Consider the following 16,635-nt stretch of genomic DNA (forward strand, 5'->3'; position numbering starts at 1 on the left):
CGCTCGAAAACGCTCTATAACGAAAACTCGGCCGCGCGGCCGGGTTTCTCAGAGCATTTTCGCTTCTGATTGAATCAGAAGCGAAGCTGTAGATTATTGTTCTGACGCGTTTTCTTCACACGAACCGGTATCCATCCTTAGGGCTCAAGCCCGAGGACATGCTTCGCTCGAAAACGCTATAGTCCGATGATCGGAAACGATCGGATCAGTCGCACACCTGGACGCGACGGAAACGCCAGCCATATCCGTCCCAGAACCTCTCGCGCACCATCTGGCACGGCGGCCCGTCCATATAGGCCGGGGGAGGCGCGGCGTAGACCGGAGCCGGTACGGCGTAGGCGGGAGGGGTGCTGGCGATCGCGCCGCCGATGATGGCGCCGGCCGCCAGACCGCCGAGAAGGCCCGCTGCCACCGCTCCGCCGCCGCGAGCCTCGGCCTGCGGAGCCATCGCTACTGAACCAGCCGCAAACGTTGCAGCCGTGAGGAGGGCAAAAACTGCTTTCTTCATTCTGGAATCTCTCCTGAAGGATAGCGCCGCGATCGGCGCCGGGTTCAAGGCTACTCGCCCATCGTTACTGGCCGGTCCGCTGCCTTACCTGCTCAGTCTGACGTAAACGCTCGAAGGTCGGTCGCTCGAAAAAGCGGCATTTTCACGCCATAGCGCATGATGCTCTCAGGAACACGCTTGCGGGATGAACCGAAGACCGATCCATTGCCAGAGACCGATCAGTTTAACGGAGCGTGACTCTTCTCCGGAAATCGATTCCCGTTTCGCCTGGCGCGGACCGGGATCAAGCTCCAGAGCAGGCCGCGGTCTGATCAGCCGCACACCCGGACATTCCGGAGCCGCCAGCCGAAGCCGTCCCAGAAGCGCTGTCGCTGCCAGTAGCAGCCGGGGGCTGCGGCGTAGCCGGGGCCGTAATAGCCGTAGCCGGGTCCGTATCCCCCGCCGTAATACCCATAACCGGGGCCGTAGTATCCCGGACCGGCCAGCATTCCGCCGAGAATCGCGCCGCCAACCAGTCCACCCACAACGCCCGCCGCGACCCGGCCGTTGCGCGCTTCGGCTACTTGAGGTGCGGCCAATGCCGTAACCAGCGCGCCAACCGTCGCCAGCGCCATCACCGTTCGTTTCATGGTTCGATGTTCCTCCTGCGTCCGTCGACAGCAACATAGTGTGGTGCCGGTTGAGAAATTCTCACCTCACGTTTGAACGTTCAATGAACAAGGGCGTCCATTCCTGCCATGAATTCGGAACCGGGCAGCGATGAATTCACGATAGATATCAGATGATTACAGCGCTGTTGAAGAGTTGGGGCGCGGGGTCACCCGCAGGCCGGCCGATAGGCCGCTTTTTCGGCAGTTTGGAATAGCTTGAAACAGCATGTTTTCCCTTTGCCTTTCATGATCCGGTTTAAGAATATTCCGCCGTGTCCAGGTTTCGTAATGGGTTTCGTTTTCATGATCGTTTGTTCCTGTAACGTGTTGACCGATCACGACGTCCGCTCCGCGGTGACCTCAACAGACGACCTCCGGCGCTCGCCCAAGCAGGTTTACGGATGCCTGGGGTGCAGCGCGGAATGCGGGCGATGTGCCCGGACCATCAAAACCATCATCAAGGAAGCGCTGGGAGCCTGTGCCAGACAATGCTGTGACGGGTGCCCTCACTCCGTGGCGCATTCGAACGTCAACGCCGCTCAGGCCGAAATCATCGTTTGATGTTTTTTGCGCATCTCTCCCCATTTTCTTGAGGCAGATCGCTGTTCCGCCCTTCTTGGGGGTTGTCGCGCCGCCAAATCTGATTTAGAAGTATTCTAAATTAGATTTGGCAGGCCCGATAGCCTGTCCGTCAGCATTAAAAAACACAAAACAGGAGCTGTTCCATGAAGGGCGACCCGAAGGTTATTGATTACCTGAACAAGGCGCTCCGCCACGAACTCACGGCAATCAACCAGTACTGGTTGCATTATAGGTTGCTCGATAACTGGGGGATCAAGGATCTCGCCAAGAAATGGCGCGCTGAATCGATCGAGGAAATGGAGCATGCCGACAAGTTGACCGACCGGATCATCTTCCTCGACGGCTTTCCGAACATGCAGGTGCTTGATCCCCTGCACATCGGCCAGAACATCGCTGAGGTGATGGATTGCGATCTTAAGGCGGAATATTCGGCGCGCGCGCTTTACGAGGAGGCGGCGACCCACTGCCACGCGGTGAAGGACTACGTGACCCGCGATATCTTCGAGAGCCTGATGAAGGACGAGGAAAGCCATATCGACTTCCTCGAAACCCAGATCGATCTCATCAAGAAGATCGGCGTCGAGCTTTACTCGCAGAAGCACATCGGCGAAATGGATCACGGCTAGAGTCTGGTTCAACTGCGTTGAATCAGACTCCAGAACCTCGCGCTTCTGATGGAATCAGAAGCGCGGTTCTGTCTTTCCGATCTGACGCGTTTTCTTCACGCGAAGGTATCCATCCCCGGGTCAAGCCCGAGGACATGCTTCGGTCGAAAACGCCATATCATGTTTGACAGACCATAGCGCGAAAGCATAGGCGAGTGCGACCTCGTCGAGCCGGTTGAAACGACCGGATGCGCCGCCGTGCCCCGCGCCCATATTGGTCCGCAGCAGGACGGGGCCGCCTGACGTCATGGTGGCGCGCAGCCGCGCGATCCATTTCGCCGGCTCCCAATAGGTGACGCGCGGGTCGGTCAGTCCGCCCATGGCGAGGATCGCCGGATAGTCCTTCGCCGCGACATTCTCGTAGGGCGAATAGGACAGGATGGTGCGGAAATCCTCCGCGCTCACGATGGGGTTACCCCATTCCGGCCATTCCGGCGGGGTCAGCGGCAGCGTGTCGTCGAGCATGGTGTTGAGCACGTCGACGAACGGCACTTCCGCGACGATACCAGCGAACAACTCGCCGGCGCGGTTGGCGACCGCACCCATCAACATGCCCCCGGCGCTGCCGCCGTGGCCGACGATCCTCTTGGCCGAGGTATAGTTCGCCGCGATCAGCGCGCGGGCACAGGCGGAGAAATCGTCGAAGCTGTTGGTTTTTTTCTCGCGCTTGCCGTCGAGATACCAGCCCCAGCCCTTGTCCGCGCCGCCGCGGATATGCGCGATGGCATAGGCGAAACCGCGATCGACCAGCGACAGCCGGTTGGCCGAGAAAGAGGCCGGCATGGCGTGACCGTAGGAGCCGTAGCCGTAGAGCAGCAGCGGCGCGCGGCCATCCCGCGCGAAGTCCTTGCGATGCAGGATCGAGACCGGCACCTCCACGCCATCGTCTGTCTTCGCCATGATGCGGGTGGTGACATAATTCGCGCGATCATGCCCTGACGGAATCTCCTGGCGCTTGCGCAGCGTGCGCGATCGGCTCGCCATGTCATAATCGAACACCTCGGACGGCGTTGTCATCGACGAATAGCTGAAGCGCAAGGTTGTGGTGTCGAACTCGTAGCCGCCATGGGTGTCGAGCGAGTAGGCGGCCTCGTCGAAAGCGATTGCGTGCTCATCGCCGGTCGCCAGATCGCGGATGATGATCGAGGGCAGGGCATTGGTTCGTTCGAGTCGCGCCATGTGACCGGAATAAAGCTCAAAGTCGATCACATAGGTGCCGAGCCGATACGGGATCAGATCGCGCCAGTTCGCGCGGTCGGGATCCGAGAGCGGCGCTGTCATGATCTTGAAGTCGATCGCGCCGTCGGCATTTGTGAGGATGAACAGTTCATCGCCGCGATCGGCGACGGAATACTGCACGCCGTCCTCGCGTGGCGCGATCAGGCGCGGCGTGGCTAGGGGCGAAGCCAGATCGATCAGCCGCTGTTCGGACGTTTCATGATCGCCGCCGGCGATCACGCAGAAGCGGCCGCTGGCGCTCTCATGAATATGGGTGAACCAACCGATGTCCTGCTCTTCATAAACGAGCGTGTCATCGGCCTGAGCCGTGCCCAGCCGGTGGTGATAGACCTGCATCGGCCGATGGTTGTCGTCGAGCTTGACGTAGTAGAATGCGCGTGAGTCCGCGCTCCACACCACGCCGCCGTCGGTCTCCTCGATGACGTCGGGGAGATCGGCGCCGCTGTCCCAGTCGCGGATACGGACCGTGAAATATTCCGAGCCGCGATCGTCGCAGCTCCATGCTTCCAGGCGATGATCCGGGGAATGATCGGCCTCGCCAAGCTGAAAGAATTTCTTGTTTTCAGCCAGCGCGTCGCCGTCGATGAGAAGGCGGGCGTCGCCGCCGTCGCGCGGCTGCCGGCCGATCAGCCGGTGCTGGCCGCCCTCCCGGTATCTCGTGAAGTAGGCAAAGGGCCCGTCGGGGGAGGGAACGGTTGAGTCGTCCTCCTTGATGCGGCCGCGCATTTCCGCGACCAGCTGCTTTTGCAGCGGCTCGGTCTGCGCCAGCATGGCGTTCGAATAGGCGTTCTCGGCCTCAAGGTGGGCGCGGATATCCGGTGCAAGTAATGAGGGCTCGCGAAGCACCTGCTGCCAGCTCGCATCTTTCAGCCAGGCGTAGTCGTCCGTCAGGGTGATGCCGTGGTGCGCATATGTGTGCGGGCTGCGGTCGGCTTTCGGTTGTGTCGGTCGTGATGTCATGAAAACAATGGCCTGGTCGAAGCGCAGGTTGAGCGTGCGCGAGAACGGAACGTGATGTTTCGTTCATAGGAGCGCACGCGCGCCACGGCAAGCCGGTCGTGCAGGAGGTCCGATCTGATGCGCGCAATCAGACGCTCATGTTCCGCAAGAATGTCACGCTCCGCAAGAGTCACGCCGCCGTCAGCCGTGATCGGGCACGTCGAGTCCCATGGTCGTGTACTGCCGTATCTTGTTGCGCAGCGTGCGGACAGATACGCCCAGCACGCGCGCCGCGCGGGTGCGGTTGCCGTCGCAACGCGCCAGCGTCTGCAGCACGAGCTCCCGTTCGACCTCGTCGACCGTCGAGCCGACCAGCAACGGAATCACCTCGTCAGGCGCGAGCGCGACCTGACCCTTCATCGAACCCTGATCTGTGATCTGGAGCTCCTGATTCATCGGTCCCTCCCTAAGCGCGGCTTCCCATCCAAGCCACGGATTGAGACCCCCATCCCGCCGACGAGGCTGTGATGATATGGTTACCAGATCATTAAGAATCCAAAACCGCCTGAAATCCCCGCCTAATGCCGGGAAAATGGCCGAATTTTACGCCGGAAATGCGCGTAACAGTTGAATGTTACGCATGGGGCCGGAGTTAACGAGAGGTGTATCTCTGGCATTAACAACCATGAGTGTAGCACGCGTCGCGGGGGCGAATCGCTTCGCCGATAGGGCCGGTGGCTGTCGACTTCGGTCCGAAGTCGCAGCGCGAGAGTGGCGAACCCGCGTTCGAGACAATTCGCTCAGATGCGCGCGCCGCTGTTATAGCTCTCGATCAACTGATTGTAGTCGCGGAGCAGCCGCGGCGGCGAACCCTCGACCATCCAGCCGCCGCCGCTGCCGAGCATCATGCGGTCGCCCTGGCTGTAGGGCACCTTGTCGCGGATGCGGCGCATCAGTTGCTTCGCCGAGGTCAGGTACGATTTGGCGCTGCTCAGGAAGGACGAGCCGAGCTTCGTGTCGCCGTCCTTGCCCGATGCGTCCTCGGCGGCCTTCACCGTGGTCTCATACTCGGTCAGTGCTTTCGTGATCGCCGCGATGTCGGGCTTGCTGGTGTCTTCCGCGCGCAGCAGGCGTTTGGCGTGGATCATCAATGCCTCGACGTAATAGTGCGTTTTGCGGCCGTCCTTCGCTTCGATCGCGGCGAGCTGTTCCTCCGCCTGCTTGTCCTTGATGGCCTCGACGCCGGCGCGCAGCTTCTTGTCGGCGCTCGCGAATGCGTCCCACGCTGCAACGAGACGCGGATGCATCTCCTTGCCCTTGGCCATCTTGTCGTCCTTGTAGTTTTCCTGTTGGTAGTACTCGTCGGCCTCCTTCAGCAGCGGTTCGAGCTTGCCGACGGCTTCGGCATAGGCGGACGCAGCGGATTCGAGTTCGGCGTCGTGCGGCTCCGCCGCGTTGGCCATCTCGACGTTCTTCTTGCAATCGGTCGTGTCGTAGATGGTGTAGGTGCCGTAGATGATACGCTCTTTGCCGGTCGGCCCGGTCTTCTTGGCCCATGAGGCGTAACGGTTGCGCGACTCATACGATCGCTCCGACAGGCGGTTGATGCAGCCGACATAGGCGTTGAGCTTTTCGACGAGCGGGGAGGGTGCCGTCTTGTCCTGCGCCGCGGCGGGCGCGAGGGACATGCCGAAGGCTGCGGCGGACAACAGGGCAATCGCCCGAAACGGCGTCATGGCTTTCTTTCCTCGCGATTCTGACAAATCCCAGCGTTGGTCGCGCGAAGCGCAACAGAGGTTCATGTGTAGCCGCGCGACAGGGTAGGTTACAGCTTCGCCTGATCCGCCCGACATATTCACAACACCTTATTACTCTCCTTCACTTTCTCCGCATCGAGATACACGTTGCCTCCCATCTTCCTGAATTTCGCGCTCATCTCCTTCATGCCGCGCTCCGCGTCGTCTTGCGAGAGGCCCCCCTCCCCGCCGCGAGCGGGGGGAGGGGAGTTTTGCGCCGCGTCCGGATAGAGCGCCGCCTTCTCGTTATCGCCGAGCGTCGCGGCGTAGTCGCGCACGTCCTGCGTGATCTTCATCGAGCAGAACTTCGGGCCGCACATCGAACAGAAGTGCGCGACCTTGTGCGCATCCTTCGGCAGTGTCTCGTCGTGGAAGGCGACCGCCGTGTCGGGATCGAGACCGAGATTGAACTGGTCCTGCCAGCGGAAGTCGAAGCGCGCGCGTGATAATGCGTCATCGCGCAGTTGCGCGGCCGGATGACCCTTGGCGAGATCGGCGGCATGCGCCGCGATCTTGTAGGTAATCACGCCGGTCTTCACGTCGTCGCGGTTCGGCAGGCCGAGATGCTCCTTCGGCGTCACGTAGCAAAGCATTGCGCAGCCGAACCAGCCGATCATGGCGGCGCCGATGCCCGAGGTGATGTGGTCGTAGCCCGGCGCGATGTCGGTGGTCAGCGGTCCCAGCGTATAGAACGGCGCTTCGCCGCACTCTTTCAGCTGCTTGTCCATGTTGATCTTGATCTTGTGCATCGGCACGTGGCCGGGGCCTTCGATCATCACCTGGCAGCCCTTCTTCCATGCGATCTGCGTGAGTTCGCCGAGCGTTTCGAGTTCGGCGAACTGCGCGCGATCATTGGCGTCCGCGATCGAGCCGGGGCGCAGGCCGTCTCCGAGCGAGAACGACACATCATACTCGCGCATGAGATCGCAGATTTCCTCGAAGTGTGTATAGAGGAAGCTCTCCTTGTGGTGGGCGAGGCACCACTTCGCCATGATCGAGCCGCCGCGCGAGACGATGCCGGTGACGCGGTCGGCGGTGAGGTGGATGTAGGGCAGGCGCACGCCGGCATGGATGGTGAAGTAATCGACGCCCTGTTCGCACTGCTCCACCAGCGTGTCGCGATAAAGCTCCCAAGTCAGCTTCACGGGATCGCCGTCGCATTTCTCCAGCGCCTGATAGATCGGCACCGTTCCGATCGGAACGGGCGAGTTGCGCAAAATCCATTCGCGCGTGGTATGGATGTTGCGGCCGGTCGAGAGGTCCATCACCGTGTCGGCGCCCCAGCGGATCGCCCACACCATCTTGTCCACCTCCTCTTCAACGGAGGACGTCACGGCCGAGTTGCCGATATTGGCGTTGATCTTCACCAGAAAATTGCGGCCGATGATCATCGGCTCGAGTTCGGCGTGGTTGATGTTGCAGGGGATGATGGCGCGGCCGCGCGCGATCTCCTCGCGCACGAATTCCGGCGTGATGAACGCGGGAACGGATGCGCCGAAGGACTCGCCGTCGGCCAGCGCGGCTTCGGCGCGTTCGAGTTGCTTCCTGCGCCCGAGGTTCTCGCGCTCGGCCACGTAGATCATCTCCTTGGTGATGATGCCGGCGCGGGCGAATTCCAGTTGTGTGATCGGCGCATCGCCGATGCCCCTCAGCGGCTTGTGGTGCGCCTTGAACGCCGCCGCGGCATGCCTTGCGCCGACATTGCCGTTGTCTTCCGGCTTGATCTCCCGGCAGTCATACTCCTCGACGCCGCCACGTTCCTTCACCCAGGTGAGGCGCGTGCGCGACAGGCCGGCATTCACATCAATGATGACGTTCGGATCAGTATACGGACCTGAGGTGTCATAGACCGGAAGGTTAGGCTCGCCCGCGCCCTCGGACAGGAGAATCTCACGCAGCGGCACCCGCAGATCGGGCGCGGCGTCGGGCACTGAGAAAATCTTGCGGGACGAGGGCAGGGCGCCGGTGGTGACGGCGGGGCGCGTGGTGTCCGGATTGGAGCGAATGTTCATGGCGTTTCTCCGGTTCGAGTCGGGGCGTTGCGGTGCAATGCGCATGGCCGATAAGACAGCAGACAGCGTCTCATGCGGCCTCGATCACCTGGTCGAGCCAGGCTTTGACCCGCGCATCGGGATCAGGGTTCTGCGTGATGTCGCTGACCACGGCGATCGAGTCCGCGCCGGCGGCATAAATCTCCGGCGCTTGCTCCAGCTTGATTCCGCCGATCGCGACCAGCGGAATGTTGCCGATGCGTTGCTTCCATTCGGTGATCTTTGGAATTCCCTGCGGCGCAAACCGCATCGCCTTCAGCGTGGTCGGAAAGATCGGACCAAGCGCGATATAGTCGGGTTCGGCTGCGAGCGCGGTTTCGAGTTCGGCGTCGTCATGGGTGGAGAGGCCGAGCGTCAGCCCGGCCTTGCGGATCTCGTGGAGATCGGCCGTCGCCAGATCCTCGTGGCCGAGATGAAGGTGCTTCGCTCCGGCCACGATCGCCGCGCGCCAATAGTCGTTGACCACGAGCCGCACCGGCGTGTCCTTGACGATCTCCAGCGCGTCGCTGACCAGTTGCAAAGCTTCGCCGTCGTTGAGGTCCTTGGCGCGCAACTGCACCGTGCCGACGCCGAGTCCGGTCAGGCGGCGCACCCAGTCCAGCGTATCGACGACAGGATAGAAGCGATCAGGATACGCGTTGCGATCAGGATACGCGGAGCGATCAGGATACGGCATGCCAGAATGGTGTCCCAACGACAGGGGTTGAAGGGGAGGCGAAGTCGCGGGCTTCCATCAGACCCGCCTCATAAGCGCTATGGCCGGCTTCCACCGCCAGCCTGAAGGCACCCGCCATGACAACGGGATCGGCGGCTTTGGCGACGGCTGTGTTGAGAAGCACGGCGTCGTAGCCGAGTTCACAGGCCTGCGCGGCGTGACTCGGCGCGCCGAGTCCGGCATCGACGACGAGCGTGATATCGGGCAAGCGTTCGCGCAGCAGCTTCAACGCGTCGCGGTTGGTGATGCCTTTGGCGCTTCCGATCGGCGCGGCCCACGGCATCACCACCTTGCAGCCCGCCTCAACAAGCCGCATCGCGACGCCGATGTCTTCGGTGCAATAGGGGAACACCTCAAAACCGTCCTTGATGAGGGTGGCGGCGGCTTCGACGAGGCCCACCACATCGGGTTGCAGCGTGTCGTTGTCGGCGATGACTTCGAGCTTGATCCAGGACGTGCCGAACAGTTCGCGCGCGAGCTTCGCCGTGGTGACGGCTTCGCGCACGGTTTTGCATCCGGCGGTGTTCGGCAGCACCGTGACATCCAGCTCGCGGATCAGCGACCAGAACGCGTCGCCGGTCTTGCCGCCTGCGGTTTCCCGCCGCAGCGACACTGTGACGATCTGGCTGCCCGCGGCGCGGATCGCGTCCTGCATGATTTTCGGCGATGGATACAGCGCCGTGCCGATCAGCAACCGGGAGGAGAATTCGCGATCATAGAACGAAACCATTATGCGTCTCTTTGTTTGAGCATGATCTGATCCGGAAACCGGTTCCCACTTTTCGGGATCATGCTCTACCCTCCCTGCCGCGGCGTGATGATCTCGATCTCGTCGCCGCTCCTGAGCGCGGTATCCGCCCAGCGGCTTTTAGGCAGCACGTCGAAATTCACGGCGATCGCGACGTGCGTGCTCTCATAGTCGAGTTCGTTCAGCAGCGCGTCCACGGTCCGCGCCGCGATCTCCCGCCGTTCGCCGTTGACGGTCACTTGCATTGCATCACCTCGTTGTCGATCTCCCCGCGCGCCACATAGCCGAGCGTCAGTTCGGCGAGCGCCGGCGCCAGCAGGAAGCCATGACGGTAAAGGCCGTTGACCGCGATATGATCCTTGTCGATCGCGATGCGTGGCAGGTTGTCGGGAAAGGCAGGCCGCAGGCCGGCGCCGATCTCCACGATCCGCGCCTCGCCGAACGCCGGATGCACCGCATAGGCCGCGCTCAGCAGTTCCAGCGCGGAGCGCACGCTGACGCCGTCGTCCTCGCGCTCGATCGAGGTCGCGCCGATCATGAAGCAATTGCGCTCGCGCGGAATGATGTAGAGCGGCCAGCGTGGATGCATAAGGCGCACCGGGCGCGACAGCACGATCTCGTCGGTTTCGACGATAATTTCCTCGCCCTTGACGCCCCGCAGGTCCGGGAACACATCGCGCGCGGCCAGCCCGCGGCAATCGATCGCAAGGCCCTCGATGTCCGCAAGTTCTGGCGCGCTGCCGAATTCGATCCGGCCGCCGGCGGCGCGGATGCGCGCGCGCAGTTCGGGCAATACGCGGCGCGGCTCGACATGGCCTTCGTCCGGAAAGAACAGCGCGTCGCGAAATCGCCCATCAAGCGACGGTTCGAGCTTGCTCACCGCGTCGCGCTGAAGACGCTGATGCCCCGATGTCATGCGCGCGAAACGTTCGAAATCGCTGCGATCGCGCGGATGCGCCACCACGAGAGAGCCATTGAAAGGCGTATCGGGAACATGTTCGCGCCATAGCGCGAGCGAGCGAAGGCCGAGACGTGTGACGAGAGGTTCGGACACCTCGGATTCGCACCATGGGGCAAGCATGCCGCCGGCCCAGTGGCTGGTGGCTCGCGTCATCGCATCATTGCCGCGTTCGTGAAGCGTGACCTCGTGCCCGGCCTTCGCGAACAGCAACGCCTGCCACGCGCCGGCAATACCTGCGCCGATGACCGCGATCGGAGGCGTCCCCCGCTTGTCCCACGTCTTCTGAAGCATCCCTGTCCCTTCGCCGGCATGACCCGGATCAGGTTCAAAGGGTCACCGCGGTCCTTGCAATCCGTTCTCGGATCGCGAGCTTGCGGTATCTCAGCTCCCTGACGGAGCACCCCTCGGAACATCCCTAATCTAAACCGAAAGGTGAGAGTGTCAACGTACGGCAGGCGTCATCGTCGATATGAGGCGGTTCCAAGATTCTGCGCGCGTCCGGTGCGCCGCGATAGATGACGGCGGGTTAATGGCGACGGTGAAGCAGCCGTTCACATCCGGCTTGCCAGATCAATACCGTCGAGCTGCGTTCAGCGCGGCGCGATCGACAGCGGAGCGCCAGGAAGTCTTGCGTCAGCGCTCATGGTCTCGTGCCTGACGCGCTGGAGCTTTTGCCGCTTTGCCGCGTAGTAGTAACCGCTTGCGTAATAGGCGACCGCGCGATCGTGATTGCCGTTCGCCAGCCGGTAGGCGCCGGCGAGATATTTCACCGCATAGGTGAGATTGGTTTCAGGATCGAGCAGGCCTTCAGCGGTGCCGGTGTAGCCGAGGCCGCGAGCGGTCGCGAGCTTGATCTGCATCATGCCGTAGTTTCCGCGATGAACCACGCTCGGATTGTAGCGGCTTTCCCGCATGATGACGCGGTGAACCAGATCGACAGGAACGCCGTTGGCTTGCGCATGCGTCGACACCATCGTCGCGTATTCCGCGCGCTGCGCGCTCGATGGTTGCGGCCATGCCATCGCAACAAAAACAAGAAGCGGACCGAATTTGCGGAAGCTTGTCACGAGCACCCCTTCATGATCGGTCTTTCCTATCGCCTTAATCGTGCCTTTCCTATGGCAAAGCCAGCGAAAACTGGCGGCTTACGGCATTCTATAGCGTTTAACCGACGCATATCCTCCGGCTTGACTTCGGGGACGGGCCGGTTGGCGTGAAGAAACACGCCAAATCAAGGCCATAGAGTCCTGCGTCCCGATTTCGTCAGAAGCGGAAAGGGCGTTGCCGACAGTGCGATGACAAAGGAACTGATACAAAGTGCGCCGCGCCGTCAACTTGTCGTGAGGAAGAGCAGGGCAAAGGAACAACGTGGATTTTCGGCGAGTTGCGCCCTGCAATTGCAGGCATCGAAACAGATGGGAGACGCGCCATGCTCACTGCCGGATCGGATGATCTCCCTCACCATAATCCTTGTGCGCAGTGCGGACGCCTGATCGCCGCGCCGGTCTGGTTTGAGAAAGGACCATACCGGACATCGTATCTCTGGCGATGCGTTCGATGTGGTTACAAGTTCGAAGCGATCGCGTTTTTCAAACAGATGAATCATGAGACGCGCGCGACCGCGGCCTGAACGTGTTTCTCATTGCGACCGACTGAACAATTCCGCGGGCCGGCGTTGCGGCCGAACTTATCCATGATGTTCGGAAGGAACCACTCCCGACGTCGAGGGTTCTCGCTACTCCATTCAAACTGAAGGAGACATACTGATGATCTCGAAGCATATGACGGCCGCGTTGATTGGCTCCGCGCTGCTGGCGACGGCGGCGATCGCTCAAACGCCAAACGCCACGATGAACAACAACATGACTGCTCCGGCCGCCACGACATCGTCAGAGTCCGGATATCATGGCTCCTGGCGGTCATCCAAGATGGTTGGTCTTAACGTTTATAATGATACCAATGACAAGCTCGGCTCGATCAGCGATCTTCTCCTGGACAAGAATGGAATGATCAAAGCTGCGGTGATCGGCGTGGGCGGTTTCCTTGGCGTCGGCGAGCGCCTGGTCGCGGTGCCCTTCGACAAGCTGAAGTTTGTCGACACGCCTGCGCAATCGGCCTCCGGAAAGGGTGCGGGCACGGGAACCACGACGGGCTCTTCGACATCCGCGCCGGCGACGACCACGACGAGCAGCAATCCATGGTTCCCGGATCACGCGGTTTTCAGCGCGACCAAGCAGCAGCTCGAGTCGATGCCTGAATTCAAGTACTCGACCTGAACCGCCGGATAGACGGCAGAATGACAGCACGCCCGGTTTCGCCGGGCGTGCTGCGTGTGAGTTCGGCTCGCCTGTAGCCGTAGGCCTTGGCGCTGGCATGAAATAGATAGCCCCACCTGATCCCGTCATCGAATGGAGGAAGACATGGCCGAGAGTGTCTACAAGGTCATCGAACTGATCGGTACCAGCAAGGATTCGTGGGAGAAGGCGGCCAAGAGCGCGGTCGAGCGAGCGGGAGAGTCTCTTCGGGACCTTCGTGTCGCCGAAATCGTCAAGCTCGACATGCAATTGGATGAGGAGGGCAAGGTGGAGACCTATCGCGCCAAGCTCAAGGTCTCCTTCAAGTTCGAGGGTTAGGGCAGGATATCGGAAGGTGCCTCGCTTCTGATTCAACGAAACGAAATGCTCAGGGGCATTGTCGTACTCACGAGCTTTACAGCGCCGGCAGTGTCTTGAGTTCGACGTTTACACTGCCTGCCGCTTCGGCGATCACGCGCAGTGTCGTTGAATCAAAGGCGATGCTTGCAAGATTCAGGCGGCTGATTTCCGCCGTGACTTTGGCTCTGTCCTCGCTTTTCTGAAAGTCCGCGATCACCGCTTTGATCTTCTCGCGCGCATCCGATGCGAACGGTTTGAGATCGACGACGGCTCTCTCAGCCAAAGCGCGTTCAAGGTAGGGCAATGCCGTGCGCGCGGCGGCGCCGAGCAGGCCGAACGCGGCTTCGGATTCGACCGCAAGCCTGATGTCTTTCAAGCGCAGGATCTGCCGGGCCTGATCGAGCACCGGTCGACCCCAGATGTGGATTGTGGCCTCGCCGCCGAAACCGAACCAGCTCTTCTTCTCCTTCGCATGAACCAGAAGCGAGATCAGAAGCTGGTCGCCGGCCGCCGCGACACTCACCCGCTTGACGGTGACATCAGCCGCGCCGCTGCCATCTTCGGGGAATGTCTTGCCGGCGAGCTGTGCCTCGATGATCTTATTGATGTCGGTGAAGGTCATGTCGATGGGAACGCCGATGTTCAGTCTGCCCGTCGTCGCCGGTTCGAGGACAAGCGTTGCGGGGAACGGACAGTCCGGCTTGGTTGCCGCGGTCGTGATCCGCGTTTCGGCCTCGACACCGATTGTCAGCGTGACGTTTCTGGCATCGATGCGCGGTTGAGCTGCGATGGCGCGAACTGGCTTCAGTTCGAGATGGAGTTTCGGCATCCCCACCGGACCTTGTAGCGGGATCGAGCGGCACATTTGCGTCCACTGCCGCCGTGCGTCCCGCTCCAGCGTGGGATCGTTGCGAATGCGCTGTTGCAGGATTGCGATCTGTTCGTTGACCGCCTTGTCGATGACGGGCTTGACCTGCGAGGGGACATTGAGGCGTGCGCCCGCAACCGAGAGGTTGGTGTCGCCAAGATTGACCTGTGCGGTGATGCCGGGGTCGATGCGCCAGTTCCCGGCCAGCGTCGGTTGCGCCGCCATCACGACATTGCCCTTGATCTCGGCATTGGCGTTCAGGTTCTTGATGTTCACGCGGCCGACATGCTTGGCGATGTCGCCGCCAAGGACACCCGCGAGCGCGTTGCCGACCGCATCCTGGGCGTTGGCCGACAGCGATCCGGTCACCTTCACGGTGCCGGTCAACGGCGTCGACAGCGACAGCACGTTATTGGCGCCCGTGGCGCTGATCGCGCCGCGGGATGCGGTCCACCCGATGTCAGCGTTCTGGAGAATCTGCGCCGCCGGATTATCGGCCTTGCCGGCGAAATGATGCGGAGCCGCGCGCTCGGCGGCGTCGCGGATGAGCGTCAGCGGTATCTTGACCGGCACGACGATGCTTGAACTGCGGTTGACTGGCGGCAGCGGCGGCAATGCCGCAAGCGCGGGCTTGTCGATTGCGTGCGGCGACAGCCAGTCCATGGCCTTGAGACTGACAAAAAACGAGACAGCAAGAATCCCGATGCCGAGCAGGATGGTCTTGAAGCTGAACCCGGACCGCATTGGCTCTCCGACTCAATTGCCCCGCGGATAAAGCTACAGGCAGCGGATACCGGATTCCAGCGCGTGCGGTCGCGGCAGGGCGGGGGTAAGGTGAGGGTGAGCCGTAACGGGCTAGAAAACGCCCAACACGATCGCGCCCACGAAAGCGAGGGCGATATAGGCGGTCATGACGCTCATGCGGCCTGCGAAAGTCATGCGACGACCTCCCATGCCTTTAGTTCTTAATGCGACATCTGCAATTACGTTCCGAAGCCCGCGGTTTTGACCCTGTCGCAAGGCGCGGCGGCGTGGTTAAAAATGAATGAAAACAAGATGTTGAAGAAGATTTAAGTAAATTCGCCGAACGTGCGCGGATGACGCGCAGAGTTGCCTTGTATCTTGTCGGCTCCCTCGTCCTCGTATCGTTAGCCGGTTGCGGGCGCGGCCTTTTTCAGACTGCGGAGCGCGAACCTTGGCGAACCGAGGCTGAGGCCGCATGTCTGAAATCCGGCGTGGTCAGGGAAAGTTCCGATCTCGTCCGCATCCGCCGGATCAATGGTCCCGGTATTTGCGGCGCGGAGTTTCCGTTGAAGGTCTCGGCGCTCGGTGAGGGGTCGGCGTACGGCTTTGCCGACGAGAATCTCAGGCCGCCCGCGTCCGTCGGCCGCGAACCGCGCTGGCCGATCGCGCAGCCGGCCTATCGGCCGCCGTCATATCCGGAAACATCCGCTCGTCAGCTCGGCCCGGGTGAGGGATCGGGCGATCCGGTTTCGCTGGCCGCGCCGGGGACGTATTCGTCAGCCGATGAGCAGATCGAATTGCCGGCGGAGGCAAGGGATGATCGCTATGCGCAACCCTCCGCATATCCCGCAACGCCTTCACAGGATCCATCGCTGCGTCTCGGACCTGCGCGCGGGGTTGTCACCAGCGCGGTCGGTCCTGTCACGGTGAAGCCGTCCGCGACGCTTGCCTGCCCGATCGTCTCGGCGCTCGATCGCTGGCTGGCGGACGCGGTGCAGCCGGCGTCGATGCGCTGGTTCGGCGCGCGCGTAGCCGAGATCAAGCAGATCTCGGCCTATTCCTGCCGCGGCATGAACGGCAATCCGCGCGCGCGCATTTCCGAGCACGCGTTCGGCAATGCGCTGGATATCGCGGGGTTCACGTTGGCGGATGGACGCTACGTTTCGGTGCAGCGCGGCTGGAAGGGCCTGCCGGAGGAACAGGGTTTTCTTCGGGAGGTGGCGTCGTCGGCCTGTCAGCGCTTCACCACGGTGCTGGCGCCCGGCTCCAACATCTACCACTACAATCATATCCATGTTGATCTGATGCGCCGCGCCAGTCGCCGCACGGTCTGCAAGCCCGCTCCGGTCTCGGGCGAGGAAATGGCCGCGCGCGCAGGCCGCGGTTCGTATGCCAGCCGCGAGCCCGCTGTCACGGGATCGCTGGGCGGGAGCAAGAACCGTTCGCACAATTTCGCCAGCGAGGCGGATTACGACGAATAGAGCGGGATGAGGAAAAGTGTGTAGCGGTTTTCCG

Annotated in this window: 17 protein-coding genes and 1 riboswitch; of the genes, 5 read left to right on the forward strand and 12 right to left on the reverse strand. The window is 61.8% G+C overall.

Going from position 1 to position 16,635, the window contains the following annotated elements; genetic code table 11:
• Positions 1 to 205: 205 nt before the first annotated feature.
• A complete protein-coding gene (locus tag NWI01_RS02465; RefSeq protein ID WP_141382366.1) occupies positions 206 to 508 on the reverse strand; it encodes a hypothetical protein in 303 nt (100 codons plus the stop codon).
• A 311-nt stretch (positions 509 to 819) separates the two neighbouring features.
• Positions 820 to 1,137: a hypothetical protein gene (locus tag NWI01_RS02470; protein WP_141382367.1), complete on the reverse strand. Its 318-nt coding sequence runs from the start codon at positions 1,135 to 1,137 to the stop codon at positions 820 to 822.
• 324 nt (positions 1,138 to 1,461) lie between these two features.
• Between NWI01_RS02470 and NWI01_RS02475 the strand changes: the two genes are divergently transcribed.
• On the forward strand, positions 1,462 to 1,719 hold the full coding sequence (locus tag NWI01_RS02475; protein WP_141382368.1) for a (2Fe-2S)-binding protein: 258 nt from the start codon (positions 1,462 to 1,464) through the stop codon (positions 1,717 to 1,719).
• A gap of 164 nt (positions 1,720 to 1,883) precedes the next feature.
• On the forward strand, positions 1,884 to 2,366 hold the full coding sequence (bfr, locus tag NWI01_RS02480; protein ID WP_141382369.1) for a bacterioferritin: 483 nt from the start codon (positions 1,884 to 1,886) through the stop codon (positions 2,364 to 2,366).
• 120 nt (positions 2,367 to 2,486) lie between these two features.
• Here the strand turns inward: bfr and NWI01_RS02485 are convergent, their stop codons facing one another.
• From NWI01_RS02485 to NWI01_RS02525, 9 genes are all read right to left on the reverse strand, one after another.
• Positions 2,487 to 4,604 (reverse strand): S9 family peptidase, encoded by a 2,118-nt coding sequence (locus NWI01_RS02485; RefSeq protein ID WP_141382370.1) that lies wholly within the window; start codon positions 4,602 to 4,604, stop codon positions 2,487 to 2,489.
• A 180-nt stretch (positions 4,605 to 4,784) separates the two neighbouring features.
• Complete coding sequence (locus NWI01_RS02490; protein WP_181410345.1) at positions 4,785 to 5,039, reverse strand: helix-turn-helix domain-containing protein; 255 nt, start codon at positions 5,037 to 5,039, stop codon at positions 4,785 to 4,787.
• Between the two features lie 344 nt (positions 5,040 to 5,383).
• The gene (locus tag NWI01_RS02495; protein WP_141382371.1) at positions 5,384 to 6,319 is read right to left on the reverse strand and encodes a YiiG family protein; all 936 of its coding nucleotides are present in this window, start codon (positions 6,317 to 6,319) and stop codon (positions 5,384 to 5,386) included.
• A 119-nt stretch (positions 6,320 to 6,438) separates the two neighbouring features.
• The gene (gene thiC, locus NWI01_RS02500; protein ID WP_141382372.1) at positions 6,439 to 8,391 is read right to left on the reverse strand and encodes a phosphomethylpyrimidine synthase ThiC; all 1,953 of its coding nucleotides are present in this window, start codon (positions 8,389 to 8,391) and stop codon (positions 6,439 to 6,441) included.
• A gap of 70 nt (positions 8,392 to 8,461) precedes the next feature.
• The gene (locus NWI01_RS02505; protein WP_141382373.1) at positions 8,462 to 9,106 is read right to left on the reverse strand and encodes a thiamine phosphate synthase; all 645 of its coding nucleotides are present in this window, start codon (positions 9,104 to 9,106) and stop codon (positions 8,462 to 8,464) included.
• Positions 9,093 to 9,875 carry a thiazole synthase gene (locus NWI01_RS02510; protein ID WP_141382374.1) on the reverse strand — a complete coding sequence of 261 codons (783 nt, stop codon included), beginning with the start codon at positions 9,873 to 9,875 and terminating at the stop codon, positions 9,093 to 9,095. The genes NWI01_RS02505 and NWI01_RS02510 overlap by 14 nt, the downstream gene beginning before the upstream one ends.
• A gap of 65 nt (positions 9,876 to 9,940) precedes the next feature.
• The gene (gene thiS, locus NWI01_RS02515) at positions 9,941 to 10,138 is read right to left on the reverse strand and encodes a sulfur carrier protein ThiS (protein ID WP_141382375.1); all 198 of its coding nucleotides are present in this window, start codon (positions 10,136 to 10,138) and stop codon (positions 9,941 to 9,943) included.
• Positions 10,129 to 11,145, reverse strand: a complete 1,017-nt coding sequence (locus tag NWI01_RS02520) for an FAD-dependent oxidoreductase (protein WP_141382376.1) — start codon at positions 11,143 to 11,145, stop codon at positions 10,129 to 10,131. Before NWI01_RS02520 ends, thiS begins: the two co-directional genes overlap by 10 nt.
• Positions 11,134 to 11,269: riboswitch (TPP riboswitch) on the reverse strand. (Overlaps the previous gene by 12 nt.)
• Before the next feature lie 175 nt (positions 11,270 to 11,444).
• Positions 11,445 to 11,876, reverse strand: a complete 432-nt coding sequence (locus NWI01_RS02525; RefSeq protein WP_141382386.1) for a transglycosylase SLT domain-containing protein — start codon at positions 11,874 to 11,876, stop codon at positions 11,445 to 11,447.
• Between the two features lie 744 nt (positions 11,877 to 12,620).
• On the opposite strand from NWI01_RS02525, the gene NWI01_RS02535 reads away from it, so the two are divergent.
• Both NWI01_RS02535 and NWI01_RS02540 read left to right on the forward strand, forming a co-directional pair.
• Positions 12,621 to 13,130 (forward strand): PRC-barrel domain-containing protein, encoded by a 510-nt coding sequence (locus NWI01_RS02535; RefSeq protein ID WP_141382378.1) that lies wholly within the window; start codon positions 12,621 to 12,623, stop codon positions 13,128 to 13,130.
• A gap of 144 nt (positions 13,131 to 13,274) precedes the next feature.
• The gene (locus tag NWI01_RS02540; RefSeq protein ID WP_141382379.1) at positions 13,275 to 13,487 is read left to right on the forward strand and encodes a dodecin family protein; all 213 of its coding nucleotides are present in this window, start codon (positions 13,275 to 13,277) and stop codon (positions 13,485 to 13,487) included.
• Positions 13,488 to 13,563: 76 nt separating this feature from the next.
• On the opposite strand, the gene NWI01_RS02545 is transcribed toward NWI01_RS02540, so the two are convergent.
• Positions 13,564 to 15,120: a DUF4403 family protein gene (locus NWI01_RS02545; protein ID WP_141382380.1), complete on the reverse strand. Its 1,557-nt coding sequence runs from the start codon at positions 15,118 to 15,120 to the stop codon at positions 13,564 to 13,566.
• Between the two features lie 353 nt (positions 15,121 to 15,473).
• Between NWI01_RS02545 and NWI01_RS02550 the strand changes: the two genes are divergently transcribed.
• Entirely contained in the window at positions 15,474 to 16,601 is a 1,128-nt protein-coding gene (locus tag NWI01_RS02550) for an extensin family protein (protein ID WP_141382381.1), read from the forward strand.
• Positions 16,602 to 16,635: the final 34 nt, after the last annotated feature.

This window comes from Nitrobacter winogradskyi, assembly GCF_006539545.1.
GTDB lineage: Bacteria > Pseudomonadota > Alphaproteobacteria > Rhizobiales > Xanthobacteraceae > Nitrobacter > Nitrobacter winogradskyi_A.